This window comes from Ketobacter sp. (assembly GCF_003671495.1).
Taxonomy (GTDB): Bacteria; Pseudomonadota; Gammaproteobacteria; order Pseudomonadales; family Ketobacteraceae; genus Ketobacter.
Map to the genome: position 1 here is coordinate 62,399 of NZ_RCHN01000020.1, position 22,062 is coordinate 84,460.

Here is a 22,062-nt window from a genome sequence, read left to right on the forward strand (position 1 = left end):
ACCTGGCCACAGTGGATCGGTGGCTGAGAAGCGGCGAACCCGTATCAAAATAAAGCAGATATAACGATAGGAAGCCTTCGTCTAAAGGAAGCCTTCGTCGCGACCGGCTTCGGACTCCCCACCGGAGGCCTGTTCTGCGGCCTGCGCCGCCCACTTCATGGTATCCAGGTACTGGGCAATATCAGCGACGGTATGCAATTCGAACAGCGACCGCAGCTGGATGTCCACCTCGAATACCTGCCTGAATTTGGCCACCGCTCTGGCGGCCAACAGGGAATGCCCACCCAGATCGAAGAAGCTGTCGTGAATACCGATTTTCTCCACGCCCAGTACTTCCCGCCAGATTTCCACCAGTTTTTCCTCGGTTTCGTTGCGCGGCGCCACGTATTCCGGCCGACCGGAGTGCTCCGGGTCCGGCAGGGCGTTACGGTCCACCTTGCCATTGGGAGTCAAGGGCCAACGCGGCAGGGTGACCACCACCGCCGGCACCATGTAGTCCGGCAGGGACTGCCGCAGTGTACTGCGCACCTGCTCCGTGGACTGGTTCTGGGCCGACACCACATAGGCAATGAGTTGTTCGTTGCGCACCAGGGTCAAACTGTCCACTACACCGCTGATCCGTTTCAACGCGGCCTCGATCTCCCCCAATTCGATGCGCAGACCCCGGATTTTCACCTGAAAATCCTTTCGCCCGATGTAATCAATGGCACCGTCGGCACGCTGCCGCACCAGGTCACCGGTGCGGTACCACTGCCCTGCTCCGTACGGATTGGGGTTGAAGACCGCCGCTGTCAGTTCCGGTTTGTTGACATAACCCTGACCCACACAGGAGCCGGCGATACAGAGCTCCCCTACAATGCCCGCGGGCAGGCGATGGTCAGCGCTGTCCACCACAAACAAATCCGCCCCGCCAATGGCGTTACCAATGGGAAGACCCGAACCCTGCTGCAAGGACGATTGCTGCGGGTCATGAATGTGATAGGCCACCACATCCGTACACTCCGTGGGCCCATAGCTGTTCACCAGCTTGCAACGGGATTGCGCCAGCCAGCCCTGCAGCGCGGGTAGACGAATGGGCTCCCCGCCCAACACCAGATAACGCAGGTCCGGGAACGGATAGCCCGGCGTGGAACCGTCTTCCACCAGAGGGTAAAACGCACTGGGAGCGCAGTTCACCACGGTAATCCGCTCCCGCACCAGGGTGCCCGCCACCACATCCAGATCGAACTCATCCATCTCCGGAATCACCAGACAGCCCCCCACCAGTAAGGGGGCAAACAGATTCTTCTGGGTCAGGTCAAAGCCAAACGCGCTGACCAGCAGGAAGCGATCCTCCGCCCCGATACCCAGATCATTCACATACCAGTTCTGCAGGTTGACCTCGCCCCCATGGGTCACCTGGGCACCCTTGGGTTGGCCGGTGGAGCCGGAGGTGTAGATGACGTATATGGTGTCATCAGCGCTAGGCAAATGAGGCGACGTCAGGGCCGAAAATGGCATAACAGTGGCCGCAGCGGCATCCCGCCACCGGGTATCCCCATCCAACTCCACCAATGCACAGTCAGCGGCGTCGATGATGCCGGTCAAACGCTCACGGACACAACGCTGGGTGATCAAGACCGGTGCGGAGGCGCCAATGGATGCAGCAGAATCCCGCAGAATGTAGGCCAGCCGTTCCGGAGGGTAATTGGAATCCATCGGCACATAGGCTGCGCCACACTTCAGGACAGCAAGCACCGACACCAGCAGTTCCACGCTCCGGTCCAGGCAGATCCCCACCCGATGCCCCTTCTCCACACCCAGGCTGTGCAGGTGTGCGGCCAGTGCGGAGGACTGCTGATCCAGCGCTTGGTAACTGAGCTGCCGGGTTCCCTGTTGCACCGCCACTGCCGCCGGGGTCAGCTGTACCTGCTGCAGGAATCCATGCACCACCGTAGGGTAATGCAGCCCGGCGTCAGCGCTGGATTCATCCCGGGTGATCTTGCCGGTGGAGGACAGTTCAGCGTTGAGCCGTAGCTCCAGGCTCTGGATGTCCATCCCGGCTTTCCCGGTGGCTTTCCGGGTGGATGTCGCGACTCCTTCCACCGCCTCTTCCAGCACCTGCTCACTGAGGTGTTCGATGCGTTGCAGAAAGGCAAGGTCGGTGAACAGGTCATCCAGATAAATCAGGTTGAGATCCAGGTAACCATCCTGTTCCTGCACCACAAACTGAACCGGGCCATCCTGCACCTGTGGATACGCCTTCAGTTTGATCTCGGTGCCATGCAATGTCATCGAGGGGATGAAATTGTAATAGTTGAACATGAAGTGCAGCCGCCCCTGGGGTAACAGGCGACGCTGGGCCAGCAGGGAAATATTCGCATGGGTCCGCAACGACTTGCGGTACTGCCTGATGTGCTCAAACAAGGCACTCACGGGTGCATGATCCACAAACAGGTGTTTGGGAAACACCACCGGCAGCACCTGAAAATAATTCCCGAAGGCGCGCTTGTGTTGCCCGACGCGGCCGCCCACCACTTCCGAAATATAGAAATCATCCTCACCCCGGCAATAGGCGTTGATCAGCAATCCATACAACGCTTTGAAATACAGGGACGGGGTAATCTTCTGCTCACGACAAAAGGCCTGTAAGCGTTGCCAGTGGGCATCTGGCAAGCGTAAGGATTTCTCAACCCGGACGCCATGGCCCTGGTGTTCAGGTGGCAAAGAGAAATCCAGTGCTTCCAGAGATTGGCTTTGCTGCTGCCAGAATTGCAGCACCGCGGCGCTGTCCGTGCGACGGCTGTTGTCTTCGACATACTGGTCAAAAATGTCCGGTACCGCCGGGCAAGCCTGCCCGGATTTCAATGCTTCGGCACCGGCAATGGCGTTCATTAAATGGACCGCCATACCGGCGCCATCCAGAACAATATGATTCATGCGGAACACCACCAGATGACGCCCGCCGTTGAGCTTGATGACAAAGTACTGGCTCAGCTCACCGTGGATATCGTAGGGTTGCCAAATCAGATTGCGGGCATGATCCGCCGCCTCTGCATCGCTGGTTTGCCGCTGGCTCCAGTCTTCCACGGTCAGGTTAATCGCGCCCTCATGGGGAATGTGCAGATAGGCAACATCGGTATAAGGAAGATCGACCCGCAGAATCCGGGCCCGCAATAAAGGATGTTGCTGTACCATCTGCTGGCTTACTGTCACCCATTGCTCAACATCAAACTCACCGTCAGTGATAAAGTGATAGCCGAGACTGTTTTTCAGGGTGTCGGGCTCCAGCAACGTATCCAGGTACATATCCCGCTGCATGGGGGAAAGTGTTCTCAATGCGCACTGGGATGCATCCAGTTCCAACAGCTCATACAGACTGTCCAGCGGGAACAGTTCCAACTGGTCGATCATGTGCTCCGGTTGATCGATCATCTGCTCCAGCAGGCGGACGAAATGGCGGCTCATGCGGGCGATACTGGATTCCAGGAACAGATCGGTGTTGTACTCGAATACTCCGCCAAACCCCTCTTCCGACTCCTGCAGAATCAGGGACAGCTCATATTTGGCGGTCTTGTGTTCCCGGGGCACGGTTTCAATGGTCAGGCCGGCGGCTTCCGCCTGCAGGTTTTCCTGGGCCACGTTCTGCAGGGCAAAACCCACCTGGGCACCGGGTGAGGTGTCCGCGGTGCGTTCCAGTTTGATGGCGTCCAACAACAGATCCGCGGGCATGTCCTGATGGGCATAGGCTCCCAATGCCACCTCTTTCACCTGTTGCAGATAGTCTTCCGCGGAGGGGTTGCCCTCCATTCGGGTACGGATCACCAGGCCATTGATGAAAAACCCGATTAATCCTTCCAGCTCCGCCCGGTTGCGTCCGGCAATGGGAATGCCCACACAGATGTCACGCTGCCCGGAATAACGGGACAACAGAATCTGATAAGCCCCCATCAATACCATAAACGGGGTCAGGTCCCGCTGTTCACAGAAGCGGTTGAGTTTGTCTGACAGTGCACTGCCCAATTGCAGCGAAAAGTGGGCACCGTTGAAGGTCTGGTGCTTGGGCCGCGGTTTGTCCGTGGGCAGGCGCAGTACATCCGGGGCACCGCGCAATGCCTCCTGCCAGTATTCCCGCAATGCCTCCAGGGTCGTGCCCTGCAACCAGTTGCGTTGCCAAACCGCAAAATCCGAATATTGAATGGGGAGTGGTGGCAAAGGTGACGGCTGACCAGCCACAAACGCCGGATACAGCGCCTGGATCTCCTGCACCATTACCCCCAGGGACCATCCGTCGGAGACGATATGGTGCATGTTGAGCAGCAGGATATGGGTGTGCGGCGCCAGCTTGACAATGCGGGTGGACAGCAGGGGCTCCTGCTGCAATGAATATACCCGGGCGGCGTCCTCATCCACCAGTTGGGTTACCCGTTGTTGCTGTTGCTGCGCTGACAATCCGGTGAGATCTTCAATCTCGGAATGCCAGGCCCGGGGTTCGTGCACAATCAGTTGCGGGATGCCGTCCGCATCACCGAAATTGGTGCGCAGAACTTCATGACGCGCCACGATCTCGCCAAACACCCGATCCAGTACGCTGACGTCCAGGGGGCCACTGATTTTCAGCGCAGACGGCAGGTTGTACTCGCTGCTGCCCTGATTCAACTGATCCACAAACCAGAGTCGGTACTGGGCAAAGGACAGGGTATCCCGGTTCGGTGGGTCCAGGGGCAATAACGGCGGAGCATCCGCACTGGGGGCGGCTGCAGTGCTGATATAACGCACCAGTTTTTCTATAGTGGGTGCTTCGAACAGGGCCCGCACCGAGATCTCCACCGCGAACGCCTTGCGAATCCTCGACACCACCTGGGTAGCCAACAAGGAATGGCCACCGGCTTCAAAAAAGTTGGCCTTGACGCTGATCTCCGACCGCTTCAATACCTGGCACCAGATATCGGCGATCTGCTGTTCGCTGTCATTACGGGGGGCGACAAACTCGCCGCTGCCATCCAGCACCGGTTCCGGCAGCGCCTTGCGATCGATCTTTCCATTGGGGGTCAACGGCCACACCGGCACGGTGACGATGGCAGCAGGCACCATGAACTCCGGCAAAGTGTTGGCCAACAGTGGGCGCACCTGATCTGCATCCAACGCGTTATCCGCCAGCACATAACCAATCAGCGTGTCATTCCTCACCAGGCACAGGGCATCCTTGACACCTGACAACGCTTTCAGCTGCGCATCCACTTCACCCAGCTCGATGCGCAGCCCGCGCAACTTCACTTGAAAATCAGTACGGCCAATATATTCAATTTCCAGATTGGAATTAAGCCGACAGATGTCCCCGGTACGGTACCAACGTGATGCGCCGTAGGGACAGGAGCTGAACACGTCCGCATCCAGATCCGGTCGGTTCCAGTAGCCCGCGCCGACACCGGCACCGGCGATGCGCAGCTCGCCGGCAGCACCCAGAGGCATCAGGTTACCCTGTTGGTTCACCACGTAAAGGTGGGTATTGGCAATGGGTTGGCCCACCGGAATCACCGCCTGTTCCGACGGTAAACTGGAGGTGGAGTAATACGCCACCACATCACTGCATTCGGTGGGGCCATAACTGTTGGTGAGCGTGGCGCGGATGCCTGGGCGCGCCAGCCATTCCCGCACCAGGTCGACGCGAATCGGCTCCCCCCCCATCACCAGATGGCGCAGGCTGCCGGTGTGTTCCGCGGATTCCAGTAAGGGATAAAAGGCGGATGGCGCACCATTGATGATGCTGACACGGTGCCGGGCAATGTCCACCAGTAGACTGTCCGGGTCGTAGGCTTCACTGGATGGCAGCACCAGGGCGGCACCGCTGCAGAGCGGCGCAAACAGGTTCTTCTGGGTCAGGTCAAACCCCAGGGCGGAAATTAAAAGAAACCGGTCTTCGGCGTTGGGTTGCAGCAACTCCAGATACCAATCCAGCAGGTTGGCTTCGCCGCGATGGTAAACGCCGGCGCCCTTGGGTTGCCCGGTGGAACCGGAGGTGTACACATAGTAGAGGGTATCCTCAGGATCAATGGTCACCGCCGGAGCCGAATGGGAAACCCCGGCCAGCAGAGTCTCAAGCTCATCCGCCAGCAGCATTCGCGATGGCTGCGGTTGTGCCTGCCCCGGCAACCAGCGCTCACACACGCATTGCTCTGTGATCAGGAGCTCCGCACCGGAATCCTCTACAATAAACGCAATGCGCTCAGCGGGATAATTCACATCCAGGGGCACATAAGCGGCGCCGGTTTTGATCACTCCCAGAAACAAAGGCAGCAGGTTCAGGTTGCGGCTGACACAGAGTGCAACTTTGGCGCTACGACTGACCCCTTTTGCCAGCAGCAGATTCGCCACCTGATTGCTCAGTGTGTCCAGTTGGCCATAGGTTAATGAACGCTCCCCATGAATCACCGCCACGGCATCCGGCTGCTTTTTTACTTGCGCCTCAAACCGCTGCAGCAGGTTTGGCCCCACGTCACGGATTTGCCCCTGGGCAAATTGCAGCAGTTGTTTGCGTTCCTGTGGCAACAGCCAATCCAGTTCCTGCAGACCGGTGGCGCCGGCCTGAATCTGGTCGTGTACCTGTGACATGCGTTGCAGCAGGTCAAAGCCGTTGAACTCATGCTGACGATGACTCAAACGCAACTGCACCGACGTCGCTGCGGGCGTGACCAGCAGTTTCACGGTGCCGGCATTGTCCGGCTGCACCGGGCAAAGAATTGCAGGTTCGCCCAGCAGATCAACCGGACCGCTGATCTCCGGCAGACGGTAATTGTACTGGAACTCCAAGGCCTCTTTGGATACCAGAGTGGACCGCGCCAGCATGGAAACGAACTGGGCATCACCGACGGATTTTTTCCATGCACGGTTTTGTTGCAGCAGATCCAGAACGCCATCCGCCTCAGGCCGGTGTTGAATGTGTGGCACAAACTGAAACGCACAACCCAGCCAATGCTCCGTTGTGGCATCACGACCGCCGGCCGCGTCCACCAACACAAAGGGTTCCGAATGATAGAAGCATTGCTGCAACGCCAGGGTGTACAGCGTACGCAAATAATTGGCAAGCGAAACCGAGTTCGCCTCACACCAGCGGGCCAAGCAGGCAAACGCTGGCCCTTCAATGGACCAACTGTGAACCACTACTGCTCCTGCATCCGGTTTTTTCAGTGCAGGGGTATCGTATTCACTCAACTGATTGGCCCAGAACGCCAGGCTGTCCGCACGGTCGAATTTGGCTGCACGCTCGGTAACCCATTGGCTCACCTGTGCAACGGGAACCGCGGCAAGAGCTTCACCCTTGAGCGCCGCGGCGAACTGCTGAAAATGCCGCAACTTGCTGATGCCATCAAAAATGGCATGATGGGCAGCGACCACCAGGTAATGTTCGCCGGCGTCTGCATCCACCCAGAAATACCGGATCAAAGGTTGGTCGTCTACATTCCAGGATGGCAACGCCAATGCAGTCAGCGTTGCGTCATTGGCTTCCATATCAGAAGAGCGCCAGTCCAGTGTCTGTAACTGAATTGCATCCTGTTCCAGAATCACCTGATACAGCGGCTCGCTGCCCGGCAGAGTTCCGGCACGAATCCGGCTCCGGAGGAAGGGATTGGCATCGGCCACCGATTGCAGCGCTGCAATGACCTGAGCACTGGGCAACTCGGGCACTCTCACGTAGTAACCGATGGTATTACGATTTGAGTCGGGCTCCCGTAGGCTGTCCAGGCAAAAATCCCGTTGCATGGGCGTGAGCGGCAACACTGCCGCCACCGGTTGACCCTGACCCAGCGTATTGATCAGCGCCTCGGGCTCGTACAACCCCAGGGCGGCGATGCGCAGATCCAGGTTGTCGCCTAACAGTTGAAGCGCTGTCTGGAAATGTTCCAGAAACAACGCCATGGTCTGAGCATCGAACAGGTCGGTATTGTACTCCAGCATGCCGTCGACGCTATCGCCGTGGTCCACCAACATCAGGGTCATGTCCAGGCGCGCAGCCACCAGCTCAATGGGCATGGGTTCAATTTCAAGCCCGCCCACCATCGCCTTTTTGGCCGTACCCTCTCCACTGGTCAGAGACATGGCCACCTGATAAAGCGGAGAGAAGCTGAGGTTCCTGGGCGTATTCAGTTCTTCCACAATGGCTTCAAAGGGAACGTCCTGATGGCTCTGGGCACCCAACACCTTTTCCTTCACCTGCGCCAAAATCTCACGCAATGAAGGGTTACCATCCAGCTGAGTGCGAATCACCAGGGTGTTGACGAAAAATCCGATCAACCCCTCCACCTCGGCCCGGGTACGACCTGCGATGGGCATGCCCACACAGACATCGTTCTGTTGCGCCCACTTTGCCAGCACAACTTTATAGGCAGTCAGCATCACCACATACAGAGTGGTGTCGAACGCCCGCGCGACAGCCCGCAAGGATGCCAGGGTGGCTGGTGAAAGTTGCAGGTCCTGCGTTGCCCCGTTCAGGGTTTGCAGGGCCGGCCTGGGGCGGTCGAAGGGCAATGCCAGCTGTGCCGGCGCCCGATCCAGGTCCCGACGCCAGTAACCCAGTTGACGTTCCAGCTCATCCCCATGCAGCCATTCCCGCTGCCAGGCGGCAAAGTCCGCGTATTGAATCTGCAATTCCGGTAACGGAGCCTGTGCCCCCATGCGTTGCGCTGCATAGAGCGCGGAAATCTCCCGCACAAAAATCCCCATGGACCAGCCATCGGTGACGATGTGATGCATGGTAACGATCAAGCCGTGCTTGTTGTCGTCCAATTGATATAAGCGCGCTCGTATCGGTAACCCCGCCCCCAGATCAAACGAGGTGCGCACTTCCTTTTCAACCCGGGCTTTCACTTCCGCCAGTCGCTGCTCCTCCGGCAGATCCAGCAGGGATTCAAAGGGGATCTCAAAGTGATCGACGTCCTGTATCACCTGGGTGGGTTCCTCGCCCTCCTGAATGAACAGGGTACGCAGGGCTTCATGGCGTTGGATCAATTGCAGAAACGCCCGCTGCAACGCCGGCACATCCAGGATTCCGGTCAGGTAGAGCGCCGCCGGAATGTGAAAGGTGCTGCTACCCGGCGTGAGCTGTTCGATAAACCACAAACGTTGCTGGGCATGGGACAACGGCAGCGGCTGGCTGCGGTCAGCCAAAGGAATCTGCGATTCGCCACCGGATTCACCGATGCGGGTTTCTGACAGAAACGCAATCACCGCCGCTTTCTGCGCCACCAGATGCTGCTTCAGGTCCGCTGTGAGCGCTCCCTTGGGCGCTTTGAATTTGAGCTGGCCATCCTCCACCCACAGTTTGATGCCCGCAGCACCCAACTTAGCCATCAGCTCATACACCGTCATAGAGAACCTTCCTCATAATCTTCATCATCCCACTCATCAGCATCCGCGCTGGTACCGGAAAGGCTTTGAATAATTTCAGCCAAAGCCGCCACCGTGGGCACTTCAAATAATGTGCGCAAGGGCAACTCAACGCCCAACTGCTGTTGCAGGCGGGTCGCAACCTTGTTGATCAACAGGGAATGGCCACCCAGATCAAAGAAGTCATCGAACACACCCACCTGCTCCAACTCCAGCACTTCCTGCCAGATGCCCACCAGACTCTGCTCGATGTCATTGCGGGGCGCCACAAACTGATTGGCGGCGAAGTGCTCCGCCGCGGGTTCGGGCAATGCCTTCTTGTCCACTTTGCCATTGGGATTCAGTGGCAATCGGTCCAGCATAACAATGGCGCTGGGCACCATATAATCCGGAAGCGTTTGTTTTAGCCTGGATTTCAGCTCGGCGATGGACACCTCCTGACCTGGCGTTCGACGCTGACAATAGGCAACCAGCTGGCGCGAGCCGTTGGCCATGCTGCGCACCACCACCGACGCCTCCTTTACATCCGTCAATTGGTTGAGGGCTGTTTCGATCTCCCCCAACTCAATCCGATAGCCACGGATCTTCACCTGGTCATCCATGCGCCCGGAGATTTCCAGGGCACCATTGGCCAGCAAGCGCCCCAGATCGCCGGTTTTATACAGACGTTCACCGGGGCGGAACGGGTGTTCAATGAATGCTGCCGCCGTCAGGTCATCCCGATTCAGATAGCCATCCGCCAGGCCCAACCCGCCCACGTAGATTTCCCCGTTCACACCGATGGGCACCGGGCGCAGTGATTCATCCAGCACATAGAGTGTGCTGTTAGCCAGAGGCCTGCCAATGGGAATGGTGGTCGACCCGGGCAGCACCTGGGACACTTCGTGCCAGGTAGAAAACGTGGTGTTCTCGGTAGGACCATATACGTGCAGCAGGTGACGGGGTCCAGCACCGGATTCGATAACCGCTTTGACCTGGTTGGGGTCACAGGCCTCACCACCGAACAGGCAGTATTCCAGACCGGCGAAGACATCCAGTTTTTGTTTCGACAGTGCATTGAACAGCGCCGTGGTAATGAACAGCACCTCGATGTTGTCGCGGGCAATCACTTCCGCAAACTGCTCCGGATTGAGCGCCGTATCCCGATCCACACACACCAGAGTGCCGCCATTCAACAACGCACCCCAGAACTCAAAGGTGGCCGCGTCGAATGACACGTTCGACGCATGCCCCATCCGATGACCGGGTTTGAGATCCACATAATCGGTATTCAGCACCAGGCGGCTCACCGCCACCTGCGGCACGCATACCCCTTTGGGCTTGCCGGTGGAACCCGAGGTGTAAATCACATAGGCGCGGGAGCGACTGCCGTTGGGGAGTGGCACATTCGGGTTTTCCGGCGACAGGCTGGCACTGGTTTCCAACAATTGTTCAATGGCCAGCACCGAATCAGCTGCGCCCGCGGACAGCTGCTGCAGGTTGTCCACATTGTCACGGAAGGTGATCAGCACCGGCGTCGCCGTATCCTGCACAATATGCTCAATACGCTCCCGGGGATACTCCGGATCAATGGGCACATAGGCCGCGCCGGCCTTCAGCACCGCCAGCATGGCTTCCAGCATACTCAAGGAGCGGTGAAAACTGATGGCCACATCCTGCCCGGGTTTGACGCCCTGGGACATCAACTGTCGGGCCAGGCGGTTGGCCCGCTGGTTAAGCTGTTCATAGGTAATTTTCTGCGCCCCGTATTCCCAGGCAACGGCATTGGGATGGCGGCTCACCTGTTGTTCAAACAACTGCACCAGGGTGGATTCTGAGGCAAACAGAGATCCCGTGTCATTCCAGGTGTGCACCAACTGCTGCTCTTCCCGCATGCTCAACAGGGGGATTTCGTTAAGGCGTATGGAAGGCGTTCCCTGAATCGTCAGCAGCATGTGTTCAATATGGGTGAGCATGCGCTGAATCGTATCTTGCTCAAACTGGAAACTGTCGTAGGAGAAACGCAACACCAGTTCTTTGCCGGGAATCACAATCAGGGTCAGGGGGAAGTTGGTCTGCTGGAAGGCTTCCACTTCGCCGATATTGAGCGATGCCTGGGTTTCCTCCAGTGCTTCGTCAATGGGGTAGTTCTCGAATACCAGAATGGACTCGAACAGCGCCTGTTTGGACGACAGGGCGCTGGCCTTCTGCACTTCCACCAGGGAGCTGTATTCGTAATTTTTAACCTCGGACTGCAATGCCTGCTGTTCCTGCAACCAATCAATGAAGTTGGCACCGGGTTTAATTTCCAGGCGCATGGGCAACGTGTTAATGAACAAGCCCACCATCACTTCGATGCCGGGCAACTCTGCCGGTCGGCCGGACACGGTGGTGCCGAACAGCACGTCATGCTCACCGCTGTAACGATGCAGCAGCAGGCCCCAGACTCCCTGCACAATATGATTCAGGGTGACGCGATAACGTTTGGCTACATCCTGCAGGCCTTTCAGCAGGCTGCCGCTGATGGCGATTTCTTTTTCCCGATAGCGCGATGCCGATTCTTCGGTCCGCAGTTTTTCTGCCACCCAGGCCGGGGCGTTTTTCACCGGGATCGGCGTGGGCGCAGTGAACCCGGCCAGATAGTTGCGCCAGAAATCAAAGGCCGCATCCGCGTTCTGCGCCACCAGCCAGGCAATAAAGTCCTGGTAGCGCGGCGCGGCCGGCAGCACGGCTTCCTGCCCGGCCACAAGCGACTCATAGGTGGCAAACAGCTCACCGAAAACCACCGGCATGGACCAGCCATCCAACAGAATATGGTGGAAGCTCCACACCAGTTTGTATTCACGGTTGGGCAAAGTGATCCAACTCAGGCGCATGACGCCGTGGCGCTTGAAATTGAAGCCCAGATTGCGATCATCCTGCAGGAAACGCCTGAACTTCGCGTCTGCGGCGTCCACATCCAGACTGGACCAGTCATAACGTTGGATGTCGATGTCCACCTCCTCCAGCACCACCTGCAGGGGCCGGTTCAAGCCTTCCCACACAAAACCGGTGCGCAGAATCTGGTGCCGCGCCACCACGGTTCGCCAGGCATCAAACATCGCGGCTTCATCGACCTGGCCCTGGATGGGCACAATGATCTGGTCGAAGTAAACCCAGGAGCCGGGCTCGTACAGCGCATGGAACAGCATGCCTTCCTGCACTGGTGAAAGGGGCAGGATGGTTTCGATATTGGCCACACTGGATAAGGTATCCACCTGGGCCTGGGTCAATTGGGCCAACGGGAAGTCCGCCGGCGTGTAACCAAACGCCTGGCCCTGGCTGCAATGTTCAATGATGGCATTCAGGTGAGACAGATAACCTTCCGCCAGCTGTTCCATGGTCGCCTGATCGTGGAGGTGCTTGCTGTAGCGCCAGGCCATGGCGAGCTGTCCGTTCTGTACCCGGGCGCTGACCTCAATCAGATACTGGCGCACACCAAGAGGGGAGATCTCCTCACCACAATGCTCCGGCGCCTGACTGATGAAACCACCCTCTTCCACCACCTGGTCCAATTGCCCAAGGTAGTTGAAACTGATTTCAGACACCGCAGATTGCATCGCCGGCTCTGGATTCAGATAGCGATATAAACCGTAGGAAAGACCTTTGCGGGGCACTTCCCGCAGGCGTTGTTTGATGGCTTTGATAGCACGTCCAATATCGGCGGCCTCGCCCTCGTTGGCATCCACCGTCAGTACGACGGGATAGATACTGGTGAACCAACCTACGGTGCGGCTGATATCAAACTGCTCACTGATGAACTCCCGACCATGGCCTTCCAGATCCACCTGCACCGCTGCCTGGCCGGTCCAATCCGCCAGGGTGCGCTGCAATGCGGTCAACAACAGGTCATTGATTTCCGTGCGATAGGCTTTCGCAGTCTTCTTCAGCAAGCGGTCGGTCAGATCAGCGGCAAGGCTGCGTTCCACAACCTGCACCGAGCCCACCGTATTGAGAGGTGTATTGGTGTCGGCTGACAGTCTTGGCAAAGTGGCAACTGGCGTGTTCTGTGCTGCGGCCCAATAACGATACTCTGCTTGCAACTCCGCAGATTGCGCCAGGCTCTGTAAGCCTTCAGCCCATTGCTTGAACGAGGTGGTTTTGCTGCCCAGATCGATCTTGGCACCCCGCAACACCATACCCAGCGCCGTTTGCAGATCTTCCAACAGCACGCGCCAGGAGAATACATCCACCACCAGGTGGTGCACGATGAGCGCCAGCCGGGCCGGTTCCGAATCTCCAAGATCAAAATAGATAAAGCGCACCACAGGGCCCTCACTGAGATTGAGGGTGGCCTGGGCCTTATTGGCCACATGCTCAATCTGGTCACCGCGCAGATTCTCGGGCAACCCGGCCAGATAAACCTGATCGAAGCAGGCTTCCAGCAACTCACTCACCTCTTCCACCGGATGATAGTGCTGCCGCCAGCGTTGGCCATCCTGCTGGAAACGGGCACGCAGCATATCGTGCTGATAGAGAATGGATTCCAGACACAGCTTCAATTGATCCATGTGCACCCGCTTATCCACTTTCAGCATCAATGACTGATTGAAGTGCTGGGGGCGCACGTGGTGATTCTGCACAAACCAATGTTGAATCGGGGTGAGGGGAATGTCGCCGCTGATCAGACCCTGTTCCGCCAGTACCACATCCTGCAGTTCACGCGCCACTTCACTGAGCTCTGCAATGGTCTGGTAGTCAAAGATCTGCTTGGCGGTGATGTGAATACCCGCCCGCTTGGCACGACTGATGATCTGGATACTGAGGATGGAATCCCCACCCAGCTCAAAGAAATTGTCGTGAATGCCCACGGTGTCGGCTTTCAACACCTGCTCCCAGATGTTGACCAGGGTGCGTTCTTTTTCATCCCGCGGTGCCACGTATTCGGATTCGCCCTGCTTCTCGAACACGGGCTCCGGCAAGGCACGCTTATCCACCTTGCCATTGGAGGTCAACGGAAAATCCTGCAACACCGTGAACGAGGCCGGCACCATATGTTTGGGCAGGTATTCCAGCGCCATTTGCCGCAACGACTGGGCATCACCTGCTCCGTCCAGCTTGACGTAGGCCACCAGACGTTTCTGGTTGTCGGCGTCCAGTTTCACCAGCACCACCACATCCTGTACCACGTCAATCCGGCTCAAGTTGGCTTCCACCTCGCTCAACTCAATACGGAAGCCGCGCACCTTCACCTGATCGTCCGCCCGCCCCAGAATTTCAATTTCGCCATCGTCGTTATAACGGGCAATGTCCCCGGTACGATACAACTGCGCCTCTGCATCAGAGGCAAACGGATCGGGAATAAAGGATTTTGCCGTACGTTCAGGATCGTTGAGGTACCCCACCGCAACGCCATCGCCACCCACGTACAGCTCGCCTTTCACGCCAATGGGGACCGGCTGCAGGAACTCATCCAGCACATAACCGGTGGAGCCGCTGATGGGGCGTCCCACCGGTACGGTGGTGGCGTGTTCCGGCAGGAACGTAATGTCTTTATAGGTGGAAAACGTGGTGTTTTCCGTGGGGCCATAGCCGTTCATCAGATGCTTGGGCTTGCACTGACGGATTGCCGCACGGATCACACTGGGGTCCAGCGGTTCACCGCCCACCAGCAGGTATTTGAAGCGGGAGATGATGCGCTGCTCGGTCGCCATGTACATATTGAACAGCGCCGTGGTGATGAAGGAGGTATTGGCACCGGTGCGGGTCATCTCTTCCAGGAACAGGTCCGGGTTCAGAATTTGATCCTTGGTGAACAGCACCATGGCGGCACCGTTAAGCAACGGTGCCCACACGTCAAAGATCGCCGCATCAAAAGACACGTTGGAAACGTGACAAACCCGATCAGTGGCGTCCAGGGTGAAGAAATTGCTGTCCAGCACCAGGCGGATCACACTGATCTGCCGCACCAATACCCCTTTGGGGCGACCGGTGGATCCGGAGGTGTAAATCACATAGGCATCCCGCCGCGGATCCGTGGCGAAATTGGGCATAAGATTGTCACCGCTTTTGCCGGCAATCTGCGCCTCTTCCTGGTCCAGTAACAGCAGGTTACTGCGGATCTCCTCATTGGCCACTATGGCGCTGAGCTTGCTCGAAAGCTCGGTAATGGAGATCACCACCGGAGCCTGGGTGTCCCGTAACATGTACTCCACCCGTTCCGCCGGATAATCCGGATCCAGAGGAACATAGGCCGCGCCCAGCTTCAACGTGGCCAGAATGCTGACGATCATACGGCTAGAGCGTTCCAGCGCAATGCCCACATAGGCACCGTCGGCCACGCCCAGGTCCGCCAGATAACGGGCCAGTTGATTGGCCTGGCGGTTAAGCTCTTGATAACTGAGTTCAGTGGCACCTTCAATCAACGCCACCCGGTCCGGATGGGCTTTTACATGGCGCTCAAAAATCTGATGCAAACACAGGTTGCGGGGATAGTTGGCCGGCGCCGGGTTCCACTCATGCAGCACCTGGGAGCGTTCCACCTCACTCAACATGGGCAAACGCAACAAGGGCACATCCGGTTGCGACAGAATACCGTGCAACAAGGTTTTCAGGTGATCCAGCACCCGAGCAATGGTGGCGCTGTCAAAACAGCTGGCATCGTAGGATAACTTCACCCGCAGCTGATCACTGGGTTCCACAATCACCGTCATGGGAAAGTTTGTATGCTCGATGGTGGTAATGTGGCCAAAATCAATCAACTCATCCGCGCTGTGAACCGCCTCCCCAACCGGGTAGTTCTCGAACACCAGAATACTGTCGAACAGGCTCTGATCACCGGGCACACCGGACACCCGATGAATATCCACCAGCGGAGTGAATTCGAAGCGCCGCAGGTCCACTTGCTGGTCCTGCATGGATTGCAACAACGGCAGGATGGTGGTGCTGCCGTCCAGCTGGATGCGCAATGGCAGGGTGTTGATGAACAGACCCACAATGTTTTCCACATTGGGCAGGTCGGCCGGACGCCCGGATACCGTGGTACCAAACACCACATCGCGGTCACCACTGTAGCGCGCCAGCAGCACACCCCAGGCCGCCTGCAGCACGGTGTTCAGGGTCACGTGCTGATCGCGGGCAAACTGCTGCAGCCGGCTGGTGAATCCGCTGTCCAACAGCAATTCATTTTCCAGGAACGTCTTTTCGCTGGTCAGACTGTAGGAACGCTTGTTCGGCAACGGTGTTGCCGCTTCAAAGTCAGCCAGATACAGCTTCCAGAACTGCAGAGCGTCCCCTTTGTCCACGGTTTCAAGATAGGAAATAAAATTCTCGTAAGCACCGGCCTGTGGCAAACGGGGGTCTTCGCCTTTCATCATCAGACCATAGGTCTGGAACACTTCCCCCATTACCAACGGCAGGGACCAACCGTCCAGCACGATGTGGTGGAAGCTCCAGATCAGGCGGGAACGATTGCCGGGCAGATCCACCCAGGCCAGGCGCATCAGTCCGGGCCGTTCAAAATCAAAGCCGCGCTGGCGATCCTTTTCCAGCCAGGCGTCCAGGCGCTCCTGCACCTGGGCATCCCCCAGGTGGCGCCAGTCCAGCTCCACGATTTCCATATTGATCTGGTGGTACACGATCTGCAGGGGCCGATCAATGTCCTGCCACACGAACGCACTGCGTAAGGCCGGGTGACGATTCACCACATTGCCCCAGGCTTGTTTCAGTGTTTCCCGATTGACGCCGCCCAACACTTCAACGCTCAACTGCTCGAAGTAAACACCATCGTCATTATCGAACAGGCTGTGGAACAGCATACCTTCCTGCATGGGCGACAAGGGATACACCGACTCGATACCCCGTTCACTGCCGATCAGGCGGTCGATCTGTCCCTGATTCAGTCCTGACAGGGCAAAGTCCGATGGGGTGTATCCAAACACGCCCGGTTGAATGCAATGCTGGATCAACTGCTCCAATGCGGAAATATACTGCTGTGCCAGTTTTTGAATGGTCTCCGGCTTGAACAGGGAGCGGCTGTATATCCAGTCCACCTGCAGTTGCTCACCGGCAATATGACTGTTGATGCTGAGGGGATGGGGATCAATACTTTCCAGGCTGTGTTCATGGCCGCGATCTTCTGCCGCCACCGTAAACCAGGGATTGTTCTCGATCAGCGAGTTGAACTGGCCCAGGTAGTTGAACACCAGATCCGCCTGGGGCGCCTGCAACAACAAACGGTTTTGCTTGGGGCTGCCCAGATAGCGCAAGGCGCCATAGCCGAACCCTTTGCCGGGAATGTGCCGCAATTGTTCTTTGATGGACTTGAGATTGTCCTGCACCGATTGCCCGTTTTCATACTTCAGTCGCACCGGATACACGGACGTGAACCAACCGACGGTTCGACTCAAGTCAATCTTGTCGCTGAAAGTTTCCCGGCCATGGCCTTCCAGGTCCAGGTAGATTTCCAGGTTGCCGCTCCAGTCGGAGATGGCACGGGCCAACGCGGTCAGCAGCAGGTCATTGATCTCGGTACGATAGGCCTGATGCACATCCCGCAGCAGGGATTGGGTGAATGACTCCGACAGCTTGACGGAATGCACCACCGTTTCGGCCACCGTGGCGCTGCCGCCAGGGTAGTCCAGGGGCAGTACGGGCTTCTCTTTTTCGATCACGGTTTCCCAATAGTCGATCTCACTGTTGAGATGCCCCAGCTCCACGCCTTCGCGCAAGGCCTGGGCCCATTGCTTATACGACGTGGTTTTATAGCCCAGTTTCACTTCCTGCCGCGCCTGTACGCATTCTAACGCAGTGTTGAAGTCCTCCAGCAGAATACGCCAGGAGACGCCGTCCACCACCAGATGGTGCAACACCAGCAACAGCTTGCGCTCACCGCCCGGCAATGTGAACAGTCCGGCGGCCAGTAAGGGGCCGGACAACAGGTTGAGGGATGCCTGAATACGATCGCAGTGTGCTGTCACCGATGCACCGGACTCAGGGTCGATGGCGATCTCTTCCACCCGCACCAGATTGTCAAAGCCGCTTGACGACGCCGTATCCAGGCCCGCTGCCGGGGCCAGGAACTGACGCACACCCTGCTCGGTGCGCTCAAAGCGCAAGCGCAATGCATCATGCTGCAGCACCAGCGCGCACAGGGCCTGGCGCAGATCGTTGTACTGCAGGCTGCGCTCGGCCTTGACGTCCAGCAGCACAGACTGGTTCCAGTGGTGCTCATCCACAAATTTGTGATCGAAGAACCAATGCTGAATTGGAGACAGCCGTAATTCCCCTTCCACCAGTCCCTGCTCCGCCAGCACGGGCGATTCCACTTCGCTGGCCACCGCGGCCAGTTCCTCAATGGTCTGGTTTTCGAAAATCTGCTTGGTGGTGATGTGCAGGCCCGCCAATTTGGCCCGACTGATGATCTGGATGCTGAGGATGGAATCACCCCCCACTTCGAAGAAGTTGTCGCGAATGCCCAACTCTTCCAGGTTCAACACCTGTTTCCAGATGTCCACCAGGATCATCTCTTTTTCGGTGCGCGGCGGCACCCGTTTCAAGGCAGACTCGGCGTCCATTTCCGGTTTGGGTAAAGCCCGTCGGTCCAACTTGCCGTTGGCGGTAACCGGCAGGCCATCCAATCCTACAAAGGCCGATGGAATCATATACTCCGGCAGGATCTGCTTCAGTTCAGAGCGCAGTTCTGTGGTGGTGGGATTGGCCCCTTCCACCGGTACGTAGTAGGCCACCAGGCGTTTCACACCGGGGGAATCCTCCCGCGCAATGACCGCCACTTCACGGATGGTGTTGATCTTGCCGAGGGCATCCTCCACTTCGCTCAATTCAATACGAAAGCCGCGGATTTTGACCTGTTGATCCACCCGGCCCAGATATTCCAGATGACCGTCGGCGTAATAGCGCACCAGGTCCCCGGTTTTATAAAGGCGCGCGCCTTTGGCGGTGGCAAATGGATTATCCAGAAACACGTCCGCACTCAGCTCATCGCGGTTCAGGTAACCATTGGCCACACCATCCCCGCCGGTATATAACTCACCGGGAACACCGATGGGCACCGGTTGCATTTGCTTGTCCAGTACATAGGCGGTGGTATTGGCAATGGGCCTGCCGATGGGCACCGAGTGCCTTACATCCGCCATGGCAGCCATGGGATAACAGCAGGTGAAGGTGGTGTTTTCTGTGGGGCCATAGCCGTTGATCAACGTAATACCCGGCAGCTCCTCCAACACCTTACGTACCATCTTCGGCGCCAGCACATCCCCACCGGCCAGCAGTTGTTGCAGCGGCCGGAACACCTCAATGTGATACTCCGCCATGTAATGAAACAAAGCTGCTGTGAACCAGGCAGCGTTCACCCCGCCCTCTGCGATCACCGTACCAATTTCGTCCGGGGTCAGCTGCCCTTTGGGCGCCACCACAATTTTGCCACCATTGAGCAGGGGCGCCCATATCTCCAGAGTGGCGGCGTCGAAAGAGATCGGCGCGTATTGCAGAAACGCCAGATCCGGATCCATGCGCATGAAATCGGTATTGCGCACCAACCGCACCACGTTGCGGTGGATCACTTCGATACCCTTGGGCTTGCCGGTGGAACCGGAGGTGTACATCACATAAATCGGGGCCAGCGGACCCACCCGCAGTTCCAGCTTGGCCACCGGTTCACGTGATTGCCGGAAGCCATCCAGCAACAGCAGCTGCGCTTCCGTCACTGGCAGTTTTTCCGTCAGATGACCATGGGCCAGGATCAACGCCACCGAGCTGTCGCTGATCATGTACTGCAGTCGGTCTTCCGGATAGGCCGGGTCCAGCGGCACATAGGCCGCGCCGGCTTTCAGAATGCCCAGCAGGGCCGCAATGGTTTCAATACTGCGCTCGGCACACAGGCCAACCCGATCACCAGCTGCCACGCCTTTCTCCAGCAAGGCGTGGGCAATGTGATTGCTCATGTTGTCCAGCTCAGCGTAGGAAAGCGCATCATCACCGCAGCTCACCGCAACCCGGGCACGGCTTTCCTCCAACACGGTTTGGAACACATCCAGCACATCAGAGTCACGCTCATAGGCAGTGGCGGTGTTGTTCCAGCCCAACAGCAACTGGTTGCGCTCCGCTGCCGGTAAAAAATCCACCGTGTCGATGCCCTGTTCGGGGTTGGCCACCAGTTGCGTCAGCAGCCGGGTGAAATGACCCACCATGCGCTGCATGGTGTCCTGGGAAAACAGATCCGTGCGGTACTCAAAATCGCCTTTCAGCTGCCCTTTGTCTTCCCGCATGTTGATGGTGATGTCGAACTTCGACGTCTCGGACTCTTCCGGTAGTAACTCGATATCCAAACCAGGCAACGAGAGGTGGCTGCCGGTGGTGGCATTCTGCAGCACAAACATCACCTGGAACAGCGGCGTATGGCTCATCTCCCGCGACACGCCCAGCTCATCCACCAGCCGTTCAAATGGTATATCCTGATGATCATAGGCGCCGGTCAGGTTCTGCTGTACCTGCTTCAGCAGGGCGAGAAAGCTGGGATTGTTTTCCAGATCACTGCGAATGGCGAGGGTATTGACGAAGCAACCGATGAGTTTTTCCACTTCCGGTCGTACGCGGCCGGCGATGGGCGTGCCCACACAGATATCATCCTGACCACTGTAACGATGCAACAGCACCTGGAGCCCGGACAACAGCACCATGAACAGGGTGACGCCCTGCTGCTTGGCCAGCTCGTTCAGACCCGCGGTCAACTCCCTGGAAAGTGAGAATTGCAGGTTGCGTCCGTCATAACTGTGTACCGGCGGACGTGGATAGTCCGTCGGCAATTCCAGCACCGGCACGCCGTCCAGGCGGGTTTTCCAATAGCGCAGCTGACGCTCCAGCCGATCCCCGGACAGCCATTCCCGCTGCCACAGAGAGTAATCCGCATATTGAATGGAAAGATCAGTTAACGGCGAGGTCTTATCCTGGCGGAAAGCGTCATACAACAACGCCATTTCCTGAATGAACACACCCATGGACCAACCGTCAGAGATGATGTGGTGCATGGTGACGATGATTACATGCTCCACACTGGACAGGCGGATCAGCCGGGTCCGTAGCAGTGGCCCATTGATCAGATCGAAGGAGGTATGGGCATCGCCCTTGAAGCGTGCCTTGATCACCTCCTCCTGCTCTTCCTTGGACAGCGGCTCCAGACTGATGGTGGGCAATTCCCAGCGTTGGTGCTGATTGATGACCTGACGGCCCTGCCCCTCTTCCGACACGAAGGTGGTGCGCAGCACTTCATGACGCTGCACGATTTCGTCGAAGCTCATGCGCAGCGCTTCCACATCCAGCGCACCTTTCAAACGCAGGGCTGCGGAAATGTTGTAACTGGAACTGCCGGACTGAAGCTGGTCGATAAACCATAGCCGTTGTTGCGCATAGGACATGGCAACACGGTCGTTTCCCTGGCGCTGGAAGCGTGTTATGGCATCTTTCCTGGGCTCTGCTCCCTGATCCTTTTTCTTCTTGAGCTGTTTCAGCAGCGCTTCACGTTGTTCCGGAGTCAGACTGGCCAGGCGGCTCAGTAACTTCTTATCAGTCATTCAGTTAATAGCCCATTGATAGTGGTGTCGCAGGCCCCAAGCACAAGGTTAAAGATCAACCCCAACACACAAAATTTACTGTCTCGTTGTTTGTTTTAGTATTTTATAAAGCAGCTAAGGCAGACCCGAAGGCCTGCCTTATTTTTGAACAGTT

At 57.5% G+C, this 22,062-nt stretch carries 2 protein-coding genes; both read right to left on the minus strand.

Going from position 1 to position 22,062, the window contains the following annotated elements; genetic code table 11:
* Positions 1–81: 81 nt before the first annotated feature.
* Positions 82–9,345, minus strand: a complete 9,264-nt coding sequence (locus tag D9N14_RS10175; RefSeq protein WP_290579271.1) for a non-ribosomal peptide synthetase — start codon at positions 9,343–9,345, stop codon at positions 82–84.
* Positions 9,342–21,908: a non-ribosomal peptide synthetase gene (locus tag D9N14_RS10180; protein WP_290579272.1), complete on the minus strand. Its 12,567-nt coding sequence runs from the start codon at positions 21,906–21,908 to the stop codon at positions 9,342–9,344. The genes D9N14_RS10175 and D9N14_RS10180 overlap by 4 nt, the downstream gene beginning before the upstream one ends.
* Positions 21,909–22,062: the final 154 nt, after the last annotated feature.

Bases quoted from the DNA above. Each gene is read 5' to 3' on its own strand.
- D9N14_RS10175 (WP_290579271.1), bottom strand. From the start codon at position 9,345: ATGACGGTGTATGAGCTGATGGCTAAGTTGGGTGCTGCGGGCATCAAA.
- D9N14_RS10180 (WP_290579272.1), bottom strand. From the start codon at position 21,908: ATGACTGATAAGAAGTTACTGAGCCGCCTGGCCAGTCTGACTCCGGAA.